The following is a 15,587-nucleotide window of genomic DNA, read 5'->3' as shown; positions in this document are numbered from 1 at the left end:
TCAGGACATGCCGAACAATGATCAGGGCCAGCCAAAAGCTGGCCCTTTTCTTTTGCACTTCATGCATGCCCGCCGCCGAAGCATCCGCAATCCCCGCTTCCGCCGCGCCGCGCCGCCCGCTAGCCTCCGCGCCTGTCCACCAGGTGAGGCAACCACAAATGAAAAAGCTCCTCGCGGCCGCCCTGCTCGCCACCACGGCGCTGGTCAGCGCGGCCCAGGCCAATGTGTTCCGATGGGCCAATGATGGCGATGTGAACTCGCTCGACCCCTATGCCCGGTCGGAAACCTTCCTGCTCTCCTTCAACGCCAACATCTATGAACCCCTGGTGCGGCGGAACCGGGAGCTGCGGGTGGAAGCCGCCCTGGCCGAGCGCTGGGAGCTGCTGAACCCCACCACCTGGCGCTTCCATCTGCGTCAGAATGTCCGCTTCTCGGACGGCACGCCGTTTACCGCCGATGACGTGCTGTTCTCCATCGCGCGCGCCCGCGGCCCGGGGTCGAACATGACCTCGAACTTCGCCTCCGTCTCGGCCGTGAACAAGATCGACGACCACACGGTCGATATCGTGACCGCCCGCCCGAACCCGATCCTGATCGAGGAAATCACCAATATCGGGATGATGTCCCGCGCCTGGTCCGAGCGGAACGGCGCCCAGCGCGTGGCCGACCTGACCTCACGCGAGGAGAATTTCGCCACCCGCAACGCCATGGGCACCGGCCCCTTCGTGCTGGTCAGCCGCGAGCCTGACCGCCGCACGGTGCTGGCCCCCAACCCCAACTGGTGGGACCGGCCGGAGCACAACCTGACCCGGGTGGAATTCAACGTCATCGCCAATGACGCGACGCGCGTGGCCGCCCTGCTCTCGGGCGAGGTGGACATGGTCTATACCGTGCCCCCGCAGGACATGGACCGCATCGGCCGCGCGCCAAACCTGCGCGTGATCCAAGGCGCGGAGCTGCGCACCATCTATCTCGGCTTCGACCAGATGCGCGCCGAACTGCTGAAAAGCGACGTGCGCGGCCGCAACCCGTTCCAGGATGTGCGGGTGCGCCGCGCCTTCTACCAGGCGATCGACATCCAGGCGATCCATCAGCGCGTGATGCGCGGCCAGTCCCGCGTGACGGCCCAGCTGATGGGCCCGGGCGTCAACGGCTTCCTGGAAGCCAACGACACCCGCCTGCCCTATGACCCCGCGGCCTCCCGCGCCCTGCTGACCGAAGCGGGCTATCCGAACGGCTTCGGCGTGACGATGGACTGCCCCAACGACCGCTATGTGAACGATGAGGCGGTCTGCACCGCCATCGTCGCCATGCTGGCGCGCGTGGGCGTGCGCGTGACGCTGGCGGCCCAGACCCGCGTGCGCTTCTTCGCCGAGGTGAACGGCCCCCGCTACAACACCAGCTTCTATCTGCTGGGCTGGACCCCCAACACCTACGACGCCCACAATGTGCTGTTCAGCCTGGCCGGCACGCGCGACGGGGCGCGCGGCGTGTTCAACAATGGCGGCTATTCCAACCCGCGGCTGGACGCGCTGATCGACGAGATCGCGGTGGAAACCGACGCGGCCCGGCGCCAGGCCCAGATCACCCAGGCCACGCGCATCCTGCAGGACGACGTGGCCTATATCCCGCTGCACCAGCAGCAGATCGTGTGGGCGGCCCGCACCAACGTGAACTTGGTGCAGCCGGCGGATAACTATTTCCCGCTGCGGTTTGTCCGGATCGGGAACTGAAAAGAAGCCCAGGGGGCGCCGCCCCCTGGACCCCCGGCAGGAGCCGAAAGGCCCCTGCACCCCATGAGTTTGGCGCCGTACAGTGCCAAGGCATTTCTTATTGATATTTATAATATAATTGGCGCCCAACCTGTCAGGACAAAGCGCCAATAGATAGGTTCCAAGGGTTGCTACAACCCTTTGCGGGGTCGCCAGGGGCAGCGCCCCTGGCTGGGGGCTCCGGGGGCAACGCCCCCGCCTCACCGCCCCTGTTGCTGGGCCGCCAGCGCCAGGAAGTTCGCCTGGCTATCCTCCGCGATGCGGAACCACTGGGTCTGATCCAGCCGGTACTTGTCCCACTCCGCATGGATGCGCCGGAACCGGGCATTGCTGGCGCCGGTCTCGGCGTAGAATTCCTGCGCGGCCCGGTAGCATGCCATCAGCACGTCGCGCGGGAAGATGCGCAGCTGCGTGCCGGCCGCCACCAGCCGGCGCAGCGCCTGCGGGTTCAGCGAATCGTATCGCGCGGCCATCCAGTGCCAGGCCTCGGCGCAGGCGGTTTCCAGAATGACCTTGTAGTGGGCCGGCAGGGCTTCATAGGCGGCCGGGTTCACCATCAGGTCGATGCTGGGCGCGTATTCCCACCAGCCCGGCGCGTAATAGAAGCGGGCAACGCGGTTGAAGCCGAGCTTCTCGTCGTCATAGGGCCCGACCCATTCGGCGCCGTCGATCACGCCGCGTTCCAGCGCCGGATAGATGTCCGCGCCGCCGATCTGCTGGGCCACCACGCCCAGCCGCTGCAACACGGAGCCACCGAAGCCCGCGATGCGGAATTTCAAGCCGTTCAGGTCCTGCGGGGTGTTGATCTCGCGCCGGAACCAGCCGCCCATCTGCGCGCCGGTGTTGCCGGCCGGAATGCCGATCACGCCCTGGTCGCGGTAGACCTCCCGCAGCAGGTCGCGCCCGCCGCCTTCCTGCAGCCAGGACCAGTTCTGGCGGGAGGACAGGCCGAAGGGCAGGCAGGTGGCGATGCACAGGCTGGGGTCCTTGCCCAGGTAGTAATACGCGCTGGTATAGCCGCACTCCACGCTGCCCTGGCCCACCGCGTCCATCACGGACAGGGCCGGCACCACCTCACCGGGGCCGAAGGGCTGCAATTCGAACTGCCCGTCGGTCATTTCCCGCACGCGGCGGGCGATGCGTTCCTGGGTGCCGTAGAGCGTGTCGAGGCTCTTGGGGAAACTGCCCGGCATGCGCCAGCGGATGCGCGTCTGGGCATGGGTGATGGCTGGGGCGGCGAGCACGGGCGCGATAGCACCCGCAGCCAAAAGGCTGCGACGTTCCATGGACTGGTCCTTCCCTGTCTTGGTCTTATGCGCGAAGCTTGGCGAGGAACGGGCGTTTCTGCAATCGCCCGATGCGGAAGGAAACGACGAACACATGGAACGAGTGGGCTTCATTGGCCTCGGCAACATGGGCCGTGGCATGGCGAGCAATCTGCGCCGCAAGCAATTCCCGCTGACGGTGTTCGACCTGAACCCCGCCCCCGTCGCCGCGCTGCAGGATCTGGGCGCCGAATCGGCCGACGACGTGGCCGCCCTGGCGCGGCACAGCCACATCGTGGTGACCATGCTGCCCGGCCCGAAGGAGGTGATGGCCACCGCCGAGCAGTTGCTGGCCAAGATGGCCCCCGGCAGCATCCTGATGGACAGCTCCACCGTGGACCCCGAGACGACGGACGCGCTGGCCCGTGCCGCCGCCGCGCGGGGCGTAGGCTTCGTGGACGCGCCGGTGGGCCGCCTGGCCGCCCATGCCGCGCGCGGCGAGAGCCTGTTCATGGTCGGCGCCTCGGATGCCGATTTCGCCCGGGTGAAACCGCTGCTGGAGGCGATGGGCACCACCGTGCACCATTGCGGCGGCCCGGGTGCAGGCACCCGCACCAAGCTGGTGAACAACTACCTGGCGATCATCCTGTGCCAGCTGAACGCGGAGGCGCTGTCGCTCGCCACCGCCTTCGGCCTCGATCTGGAAAAGACGCTGGAGGTGCTGCACGGCACCACCGCCACCAATGGCCAGTTGAAGGTGAACTGGCCCGACAAGGTGCTGAAGGGCGACACGGCCCCGGGCTTCGCCATCGACCTGGCGCACAAGGACCTGTCGCTGATCGTGCAGGCCGCCAATGCCGCCCGCGTGCCGCTGCCGGTGGCGGCGGTGGCGCGGGAGGCCTTCAGCATGGCCCGCGCCCAGGGCTTCGGCGGGAACGACTTCTCGGCGATCCTGGATGCGCAGTGCAAGCTGGCGGGGCTGAAGCCGCCCCGGCTGAAGTAAAGCCTACTCCTTCGGCACCGCGCGGGGCCGCCGCGCGGCGTCGATCGCCACGAAGGTGAAGGTGGCTTCCGTCACCTTGTTCATCTCGTCGCTCTCACGTTCCCGCCGCCAGGCCTCCACCGAGATCTTCATCGAGGTGCGCCCCACCGAGGTGACGCAGGCATAGAGGCTGACCTCATCGCCCACCAGCACGGGCGAGAGGAAGGTGATGCCCTCCACCGCGATGGTGGCGCAGCGGCCGCGGGCGCGCTTGGTGGCGGCGTTGCCGGCGGCCAGATCCATCTGCCACATCAGCCAGCCGCCGAAGATATCGCCGGCCGGGTTGGTGTCCGCCGGCATGGCGACGGTGCGGATGGCGGGCGCCACATCGGGGGGCGTGGGCTGCGGCTTGGCGGTGGCTGAGCTGGACATGATGCCGCTTTAGCCTGTGCGGCTCCGCGGGTCAGCCGGCGCGGGGTGACGAAATCGCGGCATGGGGCGCGCCCTGCCCCGCGCCGCGTCAGTTTTCAGGCCCTTATGCCAGCATGCCCCGCACCAGCAGCGAGACATTGTGGCGCATCATCGCCTCGTAATCCGCGGCCGGGCCGTCGGGCGGCGACAGCGCATCGGCGTACAGGCGGCCCATGATCTCCACCCCGGCCTCCGCCGCCACGCGGCGCAGGGTGGCGGGGTTGGTCAGGTTTTCCATGAACAGGGCTCGGATGCCCCCGGCCCGCAGCTGGCGGATCAGCGCGGCCACCTGCTGGGCGCTGGGCTCGGCGCTGGTGGACACGCCCTGCGGCGCCAGGAAGCGCACGCCATAGGCGGCCGAGAACCAGCCGAAGGCGTCGTGGCTGGTCACGACCACGCGGCGCGCCTCCGGCACGCGGGCGATCTCGGCGCGCACCCAGGCGTCCAGTTCGCCGAGGCGTGCATCCTGCGCGCTGGCATCCAGCCCCGTGGCCTGGGCGATCCGGCGCAGGTAATGCCGCGCCGCCGAGACATCCTGCCAGGCATGCGGGTCCTGCCCGCCATGGGAATGGCCACGCGCCGCGACCGGGCGGGGGGTCAGCCCCTCGCTGACCGTCACCAGCCGGGCATTGCCGCCCGCGCCGCGCGCCAGCCGGGTGAACCAGTCATCGAAGCCCCAGCCATTCTGGAAGGCATGGCTGGCGCCCAGCAACGCCTCGGCATGGGAGGGGCGGGGCTGGAAATGATGCGCGTCCACCTCCGGGCCCGCGATGGTGCGGACCTCGGCGGCGTCGCCCGCGACCCGGCGCACCAGATCGCCCAGGATGGAGAAGGAGGCCACGAAGACCGGGCGCGGCTGCGCCAAAGCGGGGGTGGCCAAGGGAAGGAGCAGGAGGGCGCGGCGAGGGGTCATGGCATTATGATATAATATAGCAGAGCGCTTTTGGGGAGAGGCTCCGCGCGCGGCTATTATTCGGCCCGGAAAGGCCGCGCCAGCAGGGCCTCCATTGCGGCCACCACCGTCAGCCGGCCCGCCAGGATCTCGGCCACAGCCGCGCAGATCGGCAGTTCCACCCCCAGCGCCTGGGCCCGGGCCAGCAGGGCGGGGGCGGTGGCCACGCCCTCGGCCACGCCCCGGCTGCGGGCGAGCGCCTCCTCCAGGCTCAGACCCTCGCCCAGGCGCATGCCCAGCGCGGTGTTGCGGCTGCTGGGGGAGGAGGCGGTGAGCATCAGGTCGCCCAGCCCGGACAGGCCCGCGGCCGTCTCCGCCCGCCCGCCCAGCGCCAGCACCAGGCGCGAGAGCTCGGCCAGGCCCCGGGTGATCAGCGCGGCCCGGGCGTTCTCGCCGAAGCCCGCGCCCATGGCGCAGCCGGCGGCGATGCCCAGCACGTTCTTGGCAGCGCCCCCCGCCTGCACGCCCATCACATCGGCGCTGGCATACAGGCGCAGGCGCGGGCCCGCGAGCGCGGCGATCCCGGCCCGGGTCAGCCCCGCATCGGCGCTGGCCACCACGCCCGCGGCGGGCAGGCCGGCCGCGATCTCATTGGCGAAATTCGGGCCGGAGACGACGCCCAGCTCCGGCCAGCCCAAAATCTCGGTGGGGAACAGGTGGCTCGCGGCCTCCACCCCCTTGCTGGCGATCAGCGCGGGGCGCGGCGCCAGCCCGCCCAGAGTGGCGCGCAGATGCTGCACCGGCACGGCCAGGATGGCGATGTCGGCCCCAGCCAGCGCCACCTGCATATCGCCGGTGATGGCCAGCTCCGGCGGCAGGACGATGCCCGGCAGGCGCGGCGTGGCGCGGCTGCCGGCCATGGCGGCCGCATCGCTGCGGGCCCACAGCGAGACCTGGCTGCCCGCGCGCAGCGCGCTCAGCGCCAGCGCGGTGCCCCAGGCGCCCGCGCCCAGCACCGCGACCCTACTCATCCGCCACCCGGTGCATGCGCCAGCCCGCCCCCGCTTCGCCGTCCGACAACCGTTCCGACAGCGCGGCCAGGATGGCCCCGCCCTCGGCCTCGAAGCCCCAGGGCGGGTTCACCACCACCAGCCCGCAGCCGTTCAGCCGGGTGGCGTCGGTGGGCTCGCGCAGCCACAGCTCGGCGGCCACCACATCCCGCAGGCCGGCGTCGCGCAGCGCCTGATGGAACTGGATCACGGGGGCCATGTTCTTGATCGGGTACCAGGCGGCCTGCACATGGCCGCGCGCGCGCTGCCAGACGGTGGCCATGCCCTCCGCCAGCCGGGCGAATTCGTCGCCCTGTTCAAAGGGCGGGTCCAGCAGCAGCAGCCCGCGCCGCTCCGGAAAGGGCGTCAGCGCGCGGGCGCATTCATAGGCATCGCGCTGGTGCACCGCCACGCCCTTGAAGGCGCGCTTCAGCGTGGCGTGGTCCTCGGGGTGCAGCTCGTTCAGCACCAGCGTGTCGATCGGGCGCAGCAGGGCGCGGGCGATGGCGGGGCTGCCGGGGTAACAGCGCGGGGCGCCGGCCGCGCGCACCACATCCAGGTAATCCACCAGCGGACCGCTGTTCAGCGCCAGCAGCCGGGCGATGCCCTCATGCCATTCGCCGGTCCGCACCGCCTCGGGCCCCGAAAGGTCATAGGCGCCGATCCCCGCATGCACATCCAGCACGCGGATGGGCGTGGGCTTGCGCGTCAGCATGCGCAGCAGCCACACCAGCAGCGCGTGCTTCATGCAATCGGCGAAATTGCCGGCGTGGAAGGCGTGCCGGTAGTTCACGGCGCCAGCGCGATGGTCTCGCCGCTGCGGGTTTCCGCCGGCAGGCACAGCGCGGCCAGGGCGGGCGCGATCTGGGCGGGGGTGGGCAGCTTCGCCTGGTCCTCGCCCGGGAAGGCCACACGGCGGGTGCGGGTGCCCATGGGCGGGGGTTCGGCCAGGTTCACCTTGAGGGGCGATTGCGCCACCTCCTTCGCCCAGACTTGCGTCATGTGCGCGGCCCCGGCCTTGGCGGCGCTGTACAGGCCCCAATAGGAAGCGGGCAGCCGCGCCACCGCGTCGGTCACCACCACGGCCCGCCCGGCGGGGGCGGCGCGCAGGGGGGGCTCCACGCTGCGGATCAGCCGGTACAGCGCCGTCAGGTTCACGGCCATCGAGGCCTCCCAGTCGCGCGGCAGCACGTGGGAGACCGGGGTCAAGCGCGGCAGGGCCGCGGCGGCGTGCACGAACACATCCAGCCGGCCGAAGCGCTCGACGATGGAGGGGCCGATATAGTCGAACTCGTCCTTGGCGGTGGCGAGGTCGAGCGGCACCAGCGTGGCGGAACCGCCGATGGCGCGGATGGCGTCATCGGTTTCCTCCAGGCCGCCCTGGGTGCGGGCGGTCAGCACGCAATGGGCGCCCAGCCGCGCCAGCTCGATGGCCACGGCCGCACCCAGGCCACGGGACGCGCCCGTGACCAGCGCCACGCTACCGGTCAGCGGCATGCTCATTTACCGGCCGCCATCTCCGCCGCCAGCACGGCCTGTTCCTGCGGCCAGTCCGTCAGCGGGATGGCATAGTCGCCGGTGAAGCAGGCGTCGCAGAATTGCGGGTTCACATTGTCGCGCCGGGCCTGGCCCAGCGCGCGGTACAGCCCGTCCAGCGAGATGAAGGCCAGGCTGTCCACGCCGATCAGCTTCGCCATCTCCGCCACATTGTGCTGGGCGGCCAGCAACTGCCGGCGAGAGGGCGTGTCGATGCCGTAGAAGCAGGAATGGGTGGTGGGGGGGGAGGAGATGCGCATGTGCACCTCAGCCGCGCCCGCCTGGCGCACCATCTCCACGATCTTCTTGCTGGTGGTGCCGCGCACGATGCTGTCATCCACCAGCACCACGCGCTTGCCTTCCAGCATGGCGCGGTTGGCGGAATGCTTCAGCTTCACGCCCAGGTGGCGGATCTGGTCCGTCGGCTCGATAAAGGTGCGGCCCACATAATGGTTGCGGATGATGCCGAGTTCGAAGGGAACCCCGGCCTCCACCGCGTAGCCCATGGCGGCGGGCACGCCGCTGTCGGGCACGGGCACCACCACATCGGCGGGCACATGGCTCTCTCGCGCCAGCTCGGCGCCGATGCGCTTGCGCGTCTCGTACACGCCGATGCCCTCCATGATGGAGTCGGGCCGGGCGAAGTAGATGTATTCGAAGATGCAGAAGCGCTCGCGCTGACGCTCGAAGGGCTTGATGCTGGTCAGGCCGCTGTCGTCGATGATGACCAGCTCACCGGGGTCCACGTCGCGCACGAATTCGGCGCCCACGATCTCCAGCGCGCAGGTCTCGCTGGCCAGGATCCAGGATTCGCCGCCGGTCACGTTCTCCAGCTTGCCCACCACCAGCGGGCGCACGCCCAGCGGGTCCCGCGCGCCGATCAGCGCGCCGTTGTGCAGGGCGACCAGGGAGTAGGCGCCCTCCACCTGCTTCAGCGCGTCGATCAGGCGATCGGTCACGTTGGTGTACAGGCTGATGGCGATGAGGTGGATGAACACCTCCGAGTCGGTGGAGGACTGGAACAGGCAGCCCCGCTTCACCAGCGCCCGGCGCAGGCCGGTGGCGTTGGTCAGGTTGCCGTTGTGGCCCACGGCGAAGCCGCCGAACTCGAAATCGGCATAGAGCGGCTGGACGTTGCGCAGCGCCGTCTCGCCGGTCGTGGCGTAGCGGTTGTGGCCCACTGCCGCCCGGCCGGGCAGGCTGGCCATCACCTTGGCATCGCCGAAGATGTCGCCCACCAGCCCCAGGCCGCGATGCAGATGGAAGCTGGCCCCGGCCGAGAGCGAGACGATGCCCGAGGCTTCCTGCCCCCGGTGCTGCAGGGAATGCAGGCCGAGCGCGGTCAGGGCGGCAGCGTCCGGATGGTTCCAGATGCCGAAGACGCCGCATTCCTCGTGGAATTTGTCGTCTTCAAACGGGTTGGTGGTCAGCGGCATGGGAACCTCATTCTTCGGGGCGCCGGGACGCCTGAAATGGGGGCCGGTGCCGCCGATGTGACGGCACCATGAAGGCGTGCCCTATGTGCGGCTGCCGACGCGCGGACGCAACAAGTCTTCCTGCGTTGGCTCACGGCGTTCGGGCGGGGTTGCTATGCGTGGGCGGTATTCCGGGGGCAGCAGCTCGGCCACCGTCTCCGCCCCGCGCACCACCCAGGGCAGGCCCCGGGCCTCGCGCACCGCCTCAGGCCAGCGGTCCACCGCCGGCAGGAACAGCCCCGCGATGATATAGGCCAGCACGATCAGGAAGCCGCCGCGCGCCAGGCCGAAGACGAAGCCGAGCGAGCGGTCCACGCCGCCCAGCGCGCTGTCCTCCACCCGGTTGGCCACGGTGTTCACCACAAAGGTGAGCGCGACCAGCACCACCAGGAAGGCAGCGCCCACCGCCAGGCCGTCGGCCAGCCAGGGCGGGTCCAGATAGGTCTCGAACATGGGCTTGGTGAAGGGACGCAGGGCGAAACCCGCGATGACGGCGCCGACCCAGGCCGCGATGCCCAGGGTCTCCCGCACGAAACCACGCCAGAAGGACATGACGCCGGACAGGATCAGCACACCGATGGCCACGCCATCCACCCAGTTCATCGGCCACCCCTTCGTATCACGCGAATGCGGTATAGCGGGGCCGGCAGAACGCGGCCAGGGTGTGTCTGCTCACAGGAAAAAACACCTCGGGTTGCGCCCGGGCTTCACGCCATGCTACGGGATGTTGCATGATGAAGAAGCTCGGCCCCAAAACGACCGACGTGATCACGTCCAAAATGGCTGTTTCCCCCCTCGGAAACCCACAGCCTGGACCACAGCGTCAGGTCCGTAACGCCGCCGCCGCACTGGCGGTTGCAGCCCTTCTCGCGGCCCCCATGGTGCTGATGCCAGCCTCGGCCGAAGCCCGCACCGAACGCACCGCCGGCAACCGCGCCCACCGCACCGGCGAGGCCCGCGCCACTCGCAGCCAGGCCCCGCGCGCCACCACCTCCCGCGCCGCCACGCAGCGCGCCGGGCGCCACACCGCCAGCCGCCGCCATGTGCGCGCCGCCCGCCACGCCTCCGCCGATGCCCCCCGCCTGCCGGACCGCCCGCGGGAACTGCTGCCGGTGGCCATGGGCACCACGCTCAACGCCAGCACCCTGATGATGGGCGGCCCGCGCGCCGCCTGCCTGGAAGGCACCCGCCGCGCCGAGGCCATCCACGGCCTGCCCGCCGGCCTGCTGACCGCCATCGCCCTGTCCGAGAGCGGGCTGCATGCCTATGCGATGAACATCGGCGGCCGCACCGTGATCCCCGAAAACGGAGAGGCCGCCGCCGCCCTGCTGCGCGCCACCTCCAGCCGCCGCACCGTGATGGCGGGCTGCCTGCAGGTGAACGCCCGCGTCCATGCCCGCGGCGAGACCTGGCCGCTCGATGCCCGTGCCTCCACCGACTGGGCCGGCGGGTTGCTGGCGCGCTGGGGCCACGAGCTGGGCTGGGACGAAGCCCTGCGCCGCTGGCACGGCGCCAGCCCGCGCAACCAGGCCCGCCTGGTGTGCCGCGTGCGCGCCAAGCTGGACGTGGTGAACCCGGACAGCACCCTGTTCCAGGAGTACAACTGCAACCCCGGCCGCGAAGCCCGCACCCGCCGCAATGGCGAAGCCCATTTCGCGGCGGCCGAGCAGCAGCTGTAAGGCGCACCAGACGGCACGGTGGATGCGAGAGGGGCTCTGCCCCCCCCCTCGCGCTCCCCCCGCCAGGAGCCAGTGGCCCCTGGACCCCCATCAGTTAATTGAAAAAGGCCGGAGGGGACGATGTCCCCTCCGGCCTTTTTTCAACTCCCGGGTTCCAAGGGCCTCGCGGCCCTTGGCGGGTGGGGAAGCGGGGGAGGGCAGAGCCCTTCACCGCTTCCGCCTTGCCCGCCGGGCGCGCCTTACTGGCGCTGCTGTGCCGCCGCGAAGGCGAAGTTGTCGTAGCTGTTCTCGGCCACGCGGAACCACTGGAACAGGTCGTTCCGGTAGGGCAGGTACTTGTCCATGATGGATTTGAAGCGCGGGTTGCGGCTGGACAGTTCGCCGATCATTTCCTCATTCGCGCGCCAGGCGGCCTGCAGCACTTCGCGCGGCCAGAAGCGCAGCTGGGCGCCGGCCGCCACCAGCCGGCGCAGGGCCAGCGGGTTGAAGTGGTCGTAGCGGCTGATCATTTCGGAATCGGCTTCCAGGCAGGCCATTTCCAGCGCGTGCTTGTACAGGTCCGGCAGCGCGTCGAAGGCGCGCTTGTTGATCAGCAGGTGCAGGTTCGCCCCCGGCTCCCAGAAGCCCGGCGCGTAGTAGTTGCGGGCCACGCGCACGTAGTTGCCGCGCTCGTCGTCATGCGGGCCAGTGAATTCGGCGGCGTCGATCACGCCGCGCTCCAGGCTGGGGTAGATGTCCGACGGCGCGGTCAGCACTGGGGCGGCGCCGAGGCGCGTGAACAGCTGCCCGGCCAGGCCGGTGATGCGGAACTTCAGCCCCTGCAGGTCCTGCAGGCTGCGCACCTCGTTGCGGAACCAGCCGCCCATCTGGGCGCCGGTGTTGCCGGCCGAGAAGCCAACGGCGTTGTAGTCCTTCAGCAGGTCGGCCAGCAGCTCATTGCCGCCGCCATGGCGGAACCAGGCCACCTGCTGGCGGGCCGTCAGGCCGAAGGACAGGGCGGTGAAGGGCGCGAAGGACACGTCCTTGCCCACGAAGTAATAGGTGGCGGTGTGGCCGCACTCGATGGTGCCGGCCTGGACGGCGTCCAGCACCTGCAGGCCGCCGACGATCTCACCCGCCTGGAAGGGCTGGATGCGGAACTTGCCGTCGGTCAGCTGCGCCACGCGCTGGCTGATGCGCTCGGCAGTGAAGAACAGGATGTCGAACACGCGCGGGAAGGAGGATTGCAGACGCCACCGCACCTCGGGCAGGGCCTGGGCCAGCGCGGGGGTGGCGAGGGCAACCGGCGCCGCAGCCGCTGCGGCACCCAGGATGTAGCGGCGTTCCATTTTTCGTCCGGTCCTTGCAATTATCGAAAAGTTCCGGGCGTTTAGCGCGATATTTCATGCCTTAAAAGGTGAGCAATGCTTACCAGAATAGGGTCGCCCTCCAGGCCGCGCGCACTTCGTCATCCCACATCCACAGCGGGCTCCAGGCCAGAATAAGGCCCAAAATCAACAGGATGAAGCCCAGGAAGCGCTCCCAGGGGCGCAGCACGCGCGATGCGAGCCAGCCGAGCGAGAAGGCAAACCCCGCCGCCGCCGCCCAAAGCGGGTCAGCTATGTGCCAGCGCGATGTGGCCAGGGCCCCCGCGATCGGCGCCACGATCAGCGCCATCAGGGCGAAGGCCGGGCGGGCGCGCTCGGCCGCCGTGACCACCGCCAGCAGCAGGGGCAGCACGGAAAACGGCACCGCGGCCACCATCCAGCCCAGCAGCAGCCCCAGCGGAACCCAGAAGCTGCCGCCATGCTCGGCCAGCCAAGGGGTGCCGGCCACGGCCTCCACCCCATGCATGGGGGCGGACCAGCGCAGGAAGGCGAATTTCGGCGGCTCACCCAGCGTGGCGGCCGCGACCAGGATGCCCGCCAGCGCCACCACTGTGGGGAACAGCGTCAGCAGGAACAGGGCGACGGCCGAGGCGCCATCGCGCACATCCCGCAACGCCAGCGGCAGCAGCACCAGCAGCGGCGCCAGGATATAGATGGCGGTGGGCGTGGTCATGATCATGCCCGCCAGCGCCAGGCCGAGCGCGATCAGCGACTGGCTGTCGCCGACGCTGGAAGCACGGTCGAACGCCACCCCCACCAGCGCCATCATGATGGTGGCCAGCAGCAGGGTGGAGCCGGAGGTGATCAGGATCAGCGAAACCGGGTTCAGCGCCACCGCCAGCACCACCAGCGTGGCGGTCAGGGTGGGCCAGCCGCGCCCCACCAGCCGCCAGTGCAGCAGGCCCATCAGCCCCGCCCCGGTGGTGACCGTGACCAGCAGCAGCGTCTGCGGCCCGCTGCGCGGGATGGCGTGCAGCAGCAACAGCAGCAGGGCGCTGAACCATTGGCCGGCCAGGGCCGCCGGGTCCTCGGCGAAGGCCCAGGTCTCGGCCAGGCGCTCCGGCAGGCTGCTGCGCTCCATCAGCCGGTCCGCGGCCAGGGCGAACAGCAGGAAGCAGAAGCCCGTCAGCAGCAGCGTCGGCAGCATGGGCCGGCGCTCGACATAGGCTGAGCGCCGTTCCTCCGCGACCGACTGGCTGCTCACGAGGCCCCCTGCTGGGCGATGCCGGCCAACTGGTTCTGCGTGACCTTGCTGGTGCCGTGCTGGGTCTTCTCCCAGAAATGCGGCTTCACGATCAGCTGCCACAGCGCCTTATAGGCCGCGACGGAGTGCATGACCCAATAGACCGGCGCGAGCAGCGCCCAGGGCATCAGGCTGAACCAGCCCCGTTTCGCCGCCGCCACCATGGTCATGTAGACATACATCGCGTTGCCCGCGACCAGGTTGAAGATGGCGAAGTAGATGATCGGCGCCGGAAACAGCGGCGACACGATATCGGAGCCAAAGACGAGCCCCACCGCGGTGGTCAGCCACAGCACCGGGTTCAGCACCGCCGTCAGCACCGGGAAGCCGATGAAGAAGTGGAAGCCCCAGAAGCCGGAACCGCCCAGGCGCCGGTACAGCTGCACCGGCCGGCGCATATGCACCAGCCAGGTCTGCATGTAGCCCTTGATCCAGCGGCTGCGCTGGTTGATCCAGCTTTTGAGGACGCCATTGGCTTCCTCGAAGGTGGTGCTGTTCATCACCGCCACCTGATAGCCCTGCTGCGTCAGGCGCACGCCCAGATCGGCGTCCTCCGTCACGTTATAGGGGTCCCAGGCGCCCACGCCGCGCAGCACGGCGGTGCGGAAATGGTTGGAGGTGCCGCCCAGCGGGATGGGGATCTTGAGCGCGTGCAGCCCCGGCAGCAGATAGTCGAACCAGTTGGAGTATTCGAGCGTGAACATCCGCGTCAGGAAGTTCTCGCGGCGGTTGAAATAGTTCAGCCGCGCCTGGATGCACGCCACGTTGTCCGAGCTGCGCTTGAACATCGCGACCGCCTTCTTCAGCTGGTCGGGCTCAGGGATGTCCTCCGCGTCGAACACCACGATGTATTCGCCGCGCGCGAAGCGCAGGGCGTAGTTGCATGCCTTGGGCTTGGTCTTGGGATAGCTGGTGGGCACGCGGACGATCTCGAAGATGCCCTCGGCCTTCAGGGCCTTGGCGGCCTCGATGGTCTCGGTGTCGTCGGCCTCCAGCACCAGCTTCACGTCCAGCTTGGCGAGCGGATAGTCCATCCGGCGCATGGAATGCACCAGGATCGGCAGCACCTCCGCCTCCTTGTACATGGGCACCAGCACCGTATAGGTCGGCAGATCCTCGGCCTTCAGCGCCGCGATCTCCTCCTCCGTCACGCTCACATCCACGCTGTGGTGGCTGCCCTTCCAGGTCAGCAGGAAGCGGAAGCCGAAGCACAGCAGGTACAGCACGGTGATGGCGGCCGAGAGCCCGACCATGGTCGCCGTCGGCGCCAGGATCAGCCCCAGGATGAACAGCGAGACCAGCGCCCAGCCCGCCACCGCCTGGGAGATGGTCAGCACCTTCTTGGCGGACAGTTCCGGGGTGGCGATGTGCAGCGCCTCGCGCGCTTCCTGGTCGGCCAGCTGGTCGAAGCGCTTCTGCAACGCCCACAGGATGTCGAACTTGGCCGTCACGGCCCAGCCGAGCCGTTCGTGCGGATAGCGCCGGGCGGCCCATTCCACCACATCGGGCGCCGCCGGGCGCTGGGCGGCCAGGATCAGCGCGCCATTGGCCGCGCGCTTCCAAGGCAGCACGCCGAGCGCCAGGTAATGCTCCCGGTCAGCCGCATCCAGCATGGAGGCATCGGGCGGCTCGGCGATCAGGTCCGCCAGCGGCAGGCCGGTGCCGGCCGCGGTGGCCAGCGCCCAGTCGCGCGGGCTGACGGCGCCATCGGCCACCAGCGCCTCACCGATCGAGGTCTTCCAGCTGGTGGCGTTGTCCCGCGCGCGGGTCAGTGCCTCCTGGTCCAGCCGCCCGCGCAACATCAGATGCGCGAGGGTCGCTTCCTCCTGCTGGAGGGTGTGCGAAGCGGACATGGG

At 69.6% G+C, this 15,587-nt stretch carries 14 protein-coding genes; 3 read left to right on the top strand and 11 right to left on the bottom strand.

The window, feature by feature from the left end; genetic code table 11:
• Window positions 1-158 precede the first annotated feature (158 nt).
• Window positions 159-1,733: an ABC transporter substrate-binding protein gene (locus GT007_RS04995; protein WP_160120446.1), complete on the top strand. Its 1,575-nt coding sequence runs from the start codon at window positions 159-161 to the stop codon at window positions 1,731-1,733.
• A 239-nt stretch (window positions 1,734-1,972) separates the two neighbouring features.
• On the opposite strand, the gene GT007_RS04990 is transcribed toward GT007_RS04995, so the two are convergent.
• Window positions 1,973-3,058, bottom strand: a complete 1,086-nt coding sequence (locus GT007_RS04990) for a TRAP transporter substrate-binding protein (RefSeq protein WP_160120445.1) — start codon at window positions 3,056-3,058, stop codon at window positions 1,973-1,975.
• Here GT007_RS04990 and GT007_RS04985 point away from each other — a divergent pair.
• Window positions 2,964-4,040, top strand: a complete 1,077-nt coding sequence (locus GT007_RS04985; RefSeq protein WP_328798935.1) for an NAD(P)-dependent oxidoreductase — start codon at window positions 2,964-2,966, stop codon at window positions 4,038-4,040. The two genes, GT007_RS04990 and GT007_RS04985, sit on opposite strands and share 95 nt — an antisense overlap.
• Before the next feature lie 3 nt (window positions 4,041-4,043).
• Here the strand turns inward: GT007_RS04985 and GT007_RS04980 are convergent, their stop codons facing one another.
• The 7 genes from GT007_RS04980 to GT007_RS04950 all read right to left on the bottom strand — a co-directional run bounded on the left by GT007_RS04980 (window position 4,044) and on the right by GT007_RS04950 (window position 10,045).
• A complete protein-coding gene (locus GT007_RS04980; RefSeq protein WP_160120443.1) occupies window positions 4,044-4,451 on the bottom strand; it encodes an acyl-CoA thioesterase in 408 nt (135 codons plus the stop codon).
• Window positions 4,452-4,554: 103 nt separating this feature from the next.
• Window positions 4,555-5,370, bottom strand: coding sequence for a metal ABC transporter solute-binding protein, Zn/Mn family (locus GT007_RS04975; RefSeq protein ID WP_236571510.1), 816 nt, complete (start codon window positions 5,368-5,370; stop codon window positions 4,555-4,557).
• Window positions 5,371-5,459: 89 nt separating this feature from the next.
• Window positions 5,460-6,413, bottom strand: coding sequence for an NAD(P)H-dependent glycerol-3-phosphate dehydrogenase (locus GT007_RS04970; protein WP_160120441.1), 954 nt, complete (start codon window positions 6,411-6,413; stop codon window positions 5,460-5,462).
• On the bottom strand, window positions 6,406-7,224 hold the full coding sequence (locus GT007_RS04965; protein ID WP_160120440.1) for a 23S rRNA (adenine(2030)-N(6))-methyltransferase RlmJ: 819 nt from the start codon (window positions 7,222-7,224) through the stop codon (window positions 6,406-6,408). Before GT007_RS04965 ends, GT007_RS04970 begins: the two co-directional genes overlap by 8 nt.
• The gene (locus GT007_RS04960; RefSeq protein ID WP_160120439.1) at window positions 7,221-7,934 is read right to left on the bottom strand and encodes an SDR family NAD(P)-dependent oxidoreductase; all 714 of its coding nucleotides are present in this window, start codon (window positions 7,932-7,934) and stop codon (window positions 7,221-7,223) included. Before GT007_RS04960 ends, GT007_RS04965 begins: the two co-directional genes overlap by 4 nt.
• Window positions 7,931-9,403, bottom strand: a complete 1,473-nt coding sequence (purF, locus tag GT007_RS04955; protein ID WP_160120438.1) for an amidophosphoribosyltransferase — start codon at window positions 9,401-9,403, stop codon at window positions 7,931-7,933. Before purF ends, GT007_RS04960 begins: the two co-directional genes overlap by 4 nt.
• 81 nt (window positions 9,404-9,484) lie before the next feature.
• Window positions 9,485-10,045, bottom strand: a complete 561-nt coding sequence (locus GT007_RS04950; RefSeq protein WP_160120437.1) for a CvpA family protein — start codon at window positions 10,043-10,045, stop codon at window positions 9,485-9,487.
• A gap of 275 nt (window positions 10,046-10,320) precedes the next feature.
• Here GT007_RS04950 and GT007_RS04945 point away from each other — a divergent pair, with 275 nt between their 5' ends.
• Window positions 10,321-11,121 (top strand): hypothetical protein, encoded by an 801-nt coding sequence (locus GT007_RS04945; RefSeq protein WP_160120436.1) that lies wholly within the window; start codon window positions 10,321-10,323, stop codon window positions 11,119-11,121.
• 239 nt (window positions 11,122-11,360) lie between these two features.
• Here GT007_RS04945 and GT007_RS04940 read toward each other — a convergent pair whose 3' ends face one another.
• The 3 genes from GT007_RS04940 to GT007_RS04930 form a co-directional block, all read right to left on the bottom strand.
• Complete coding sequence (locus GT007_RS04940; protein ID WP_160120435.1) at window positions 11,361-12,449, bottom strand: TRAP transporter substrate-binding protein; 1,089 nt, start codon at window positions 12,447-12,449, stop codon at window positions 11,361-11,363.
• 79 nt (window positions 12,450-12,528) lie between these two features.
• On the bottom strand, window positions 12,529-13,692 hold the full coding sequence (locus GT007_RS04935; RefSeq protein ID WP_160120434.1) for a hypothetical protein: 1,164 nt from the start codon (window positions 13,690-13,692) through the stop codon (window positions 12,529-12,531).
• Window positions 13,689-15,584, bottom strand: coding sequence for a glycosyltransferase (locus GT007_RS04930; RefSeq protein ID WP_160120433.1), 1,896 nt, complete (start codon window positions 15,582-15,584; stop codon window positions 13,689-13,691). Before GT007_RS04930 ends, GT007_RS04935 begins: the two co-directional genes overlap by 4 nt.
• Between the last annotated feature and the right edge of the window lie 3 nt (window positions 15,585-15,587).

Origin of the sequence: Rhodovarius lipocyclicus, from assembly GCF_009900765.1 — a bacterium.
GTDB classification, from domain to species: Bacteria; Pseudomonadota; Alphaproteobacteria; order Acetobacterales; family Acetobacteraceae; genus Rhodovarius; species Rhodovarius lipocyclicus.
Note: the sequence above shows the minus strand (reverse complement) of the source record. Positions and strands in the feature narration are given on the sequence as shown.

What these genes read in the sequence shown, in the direction of transcription:
- GT007_RS04995 (WP_160120446.1), top strand. Translation starts at nt 159, where the DNA reads ATGAAAAAGCTCCTCGCGGCCGCCCTGCTCGCCACCACGGCGCTGGTC.
- GT007_RS04985 (WP_328798935.1), top strand. Translation starts at nt 2,964, where the DNA reads ATGCGCCAGCGGATGCGCGTCTGGGCATGGGTGATGGCTGGGGCGGCG.
- GT007_RS04990 (WP_160120445.1), bottom strand. Translation starts at nt 3,058, where the DNA reads ATGGAACGTCGCAGCCTTTTGGCTGCGGGTGCTATCGCGCCCGTGCTC.
- GT007_RS04980 (WP_160120443.1), bottom strand. Translation starts at nt 4,451, where the DNA reads ATGTCCAGCTCAGCCACCGCCAAGCCGCAGCCCACGCCCCCCGATGTG.
- GT007_RS04970 (WP_160120441.1), bottom strand. Translation starts at nt 6,413, where the DNA reads ATGAGTAGGGTCGCGGTGCTGGGCGCGGGCGCCTGGGGCACCGCGCTG.
- GT007_RS04960 (WP_160120439.1), bottom strand. Translation starts at nt 7,934, where the DNA reads ATGAGCATGCCGCTGACCGGTAGCGTGGCGCTGGTCACGGGCGCGTCC.
- purF (WP_160120438.1), bottom strand. Translation starts at nt 9,403, where the DNA reads ATGCCGCTGACCACCAACCCGTTTGAAGACGACAAATTCCACGAGGAA.
- GT007_RS04950 (WP_160120437.1), bottom strand. Translation starts at nt 10,045, where the DNA reads ATGAACTGGGTGGATGGCGTGGCCATCGGTGTGCTGATCCTGTCCGGC.
- GT007_RS04945 (WP_160120436.1), top strand. Translation starts at nt 10,321, where the DNA reads ATGGTGCTGATGCCAGCCTCGGCCGAAGCCCGCACCGAACGCACCGCC.
- GT007_RS04940 (WP_160120435.1), bottom strand. Translation starts at nt 12,449, where the DNA reads ATGGAACGCCGCTACATCCTGGGTGCCGCAGCGGCTGCGGCGCCGGTT.
- GT007_RS04930 (WP_160120433.1), bottom strand. Translation starts at nt 15,584, where the DNA reads ATGTCCGCTTCGCACACCCTCCAGCAGGAGGAAGCGACCCTCGCGCAT.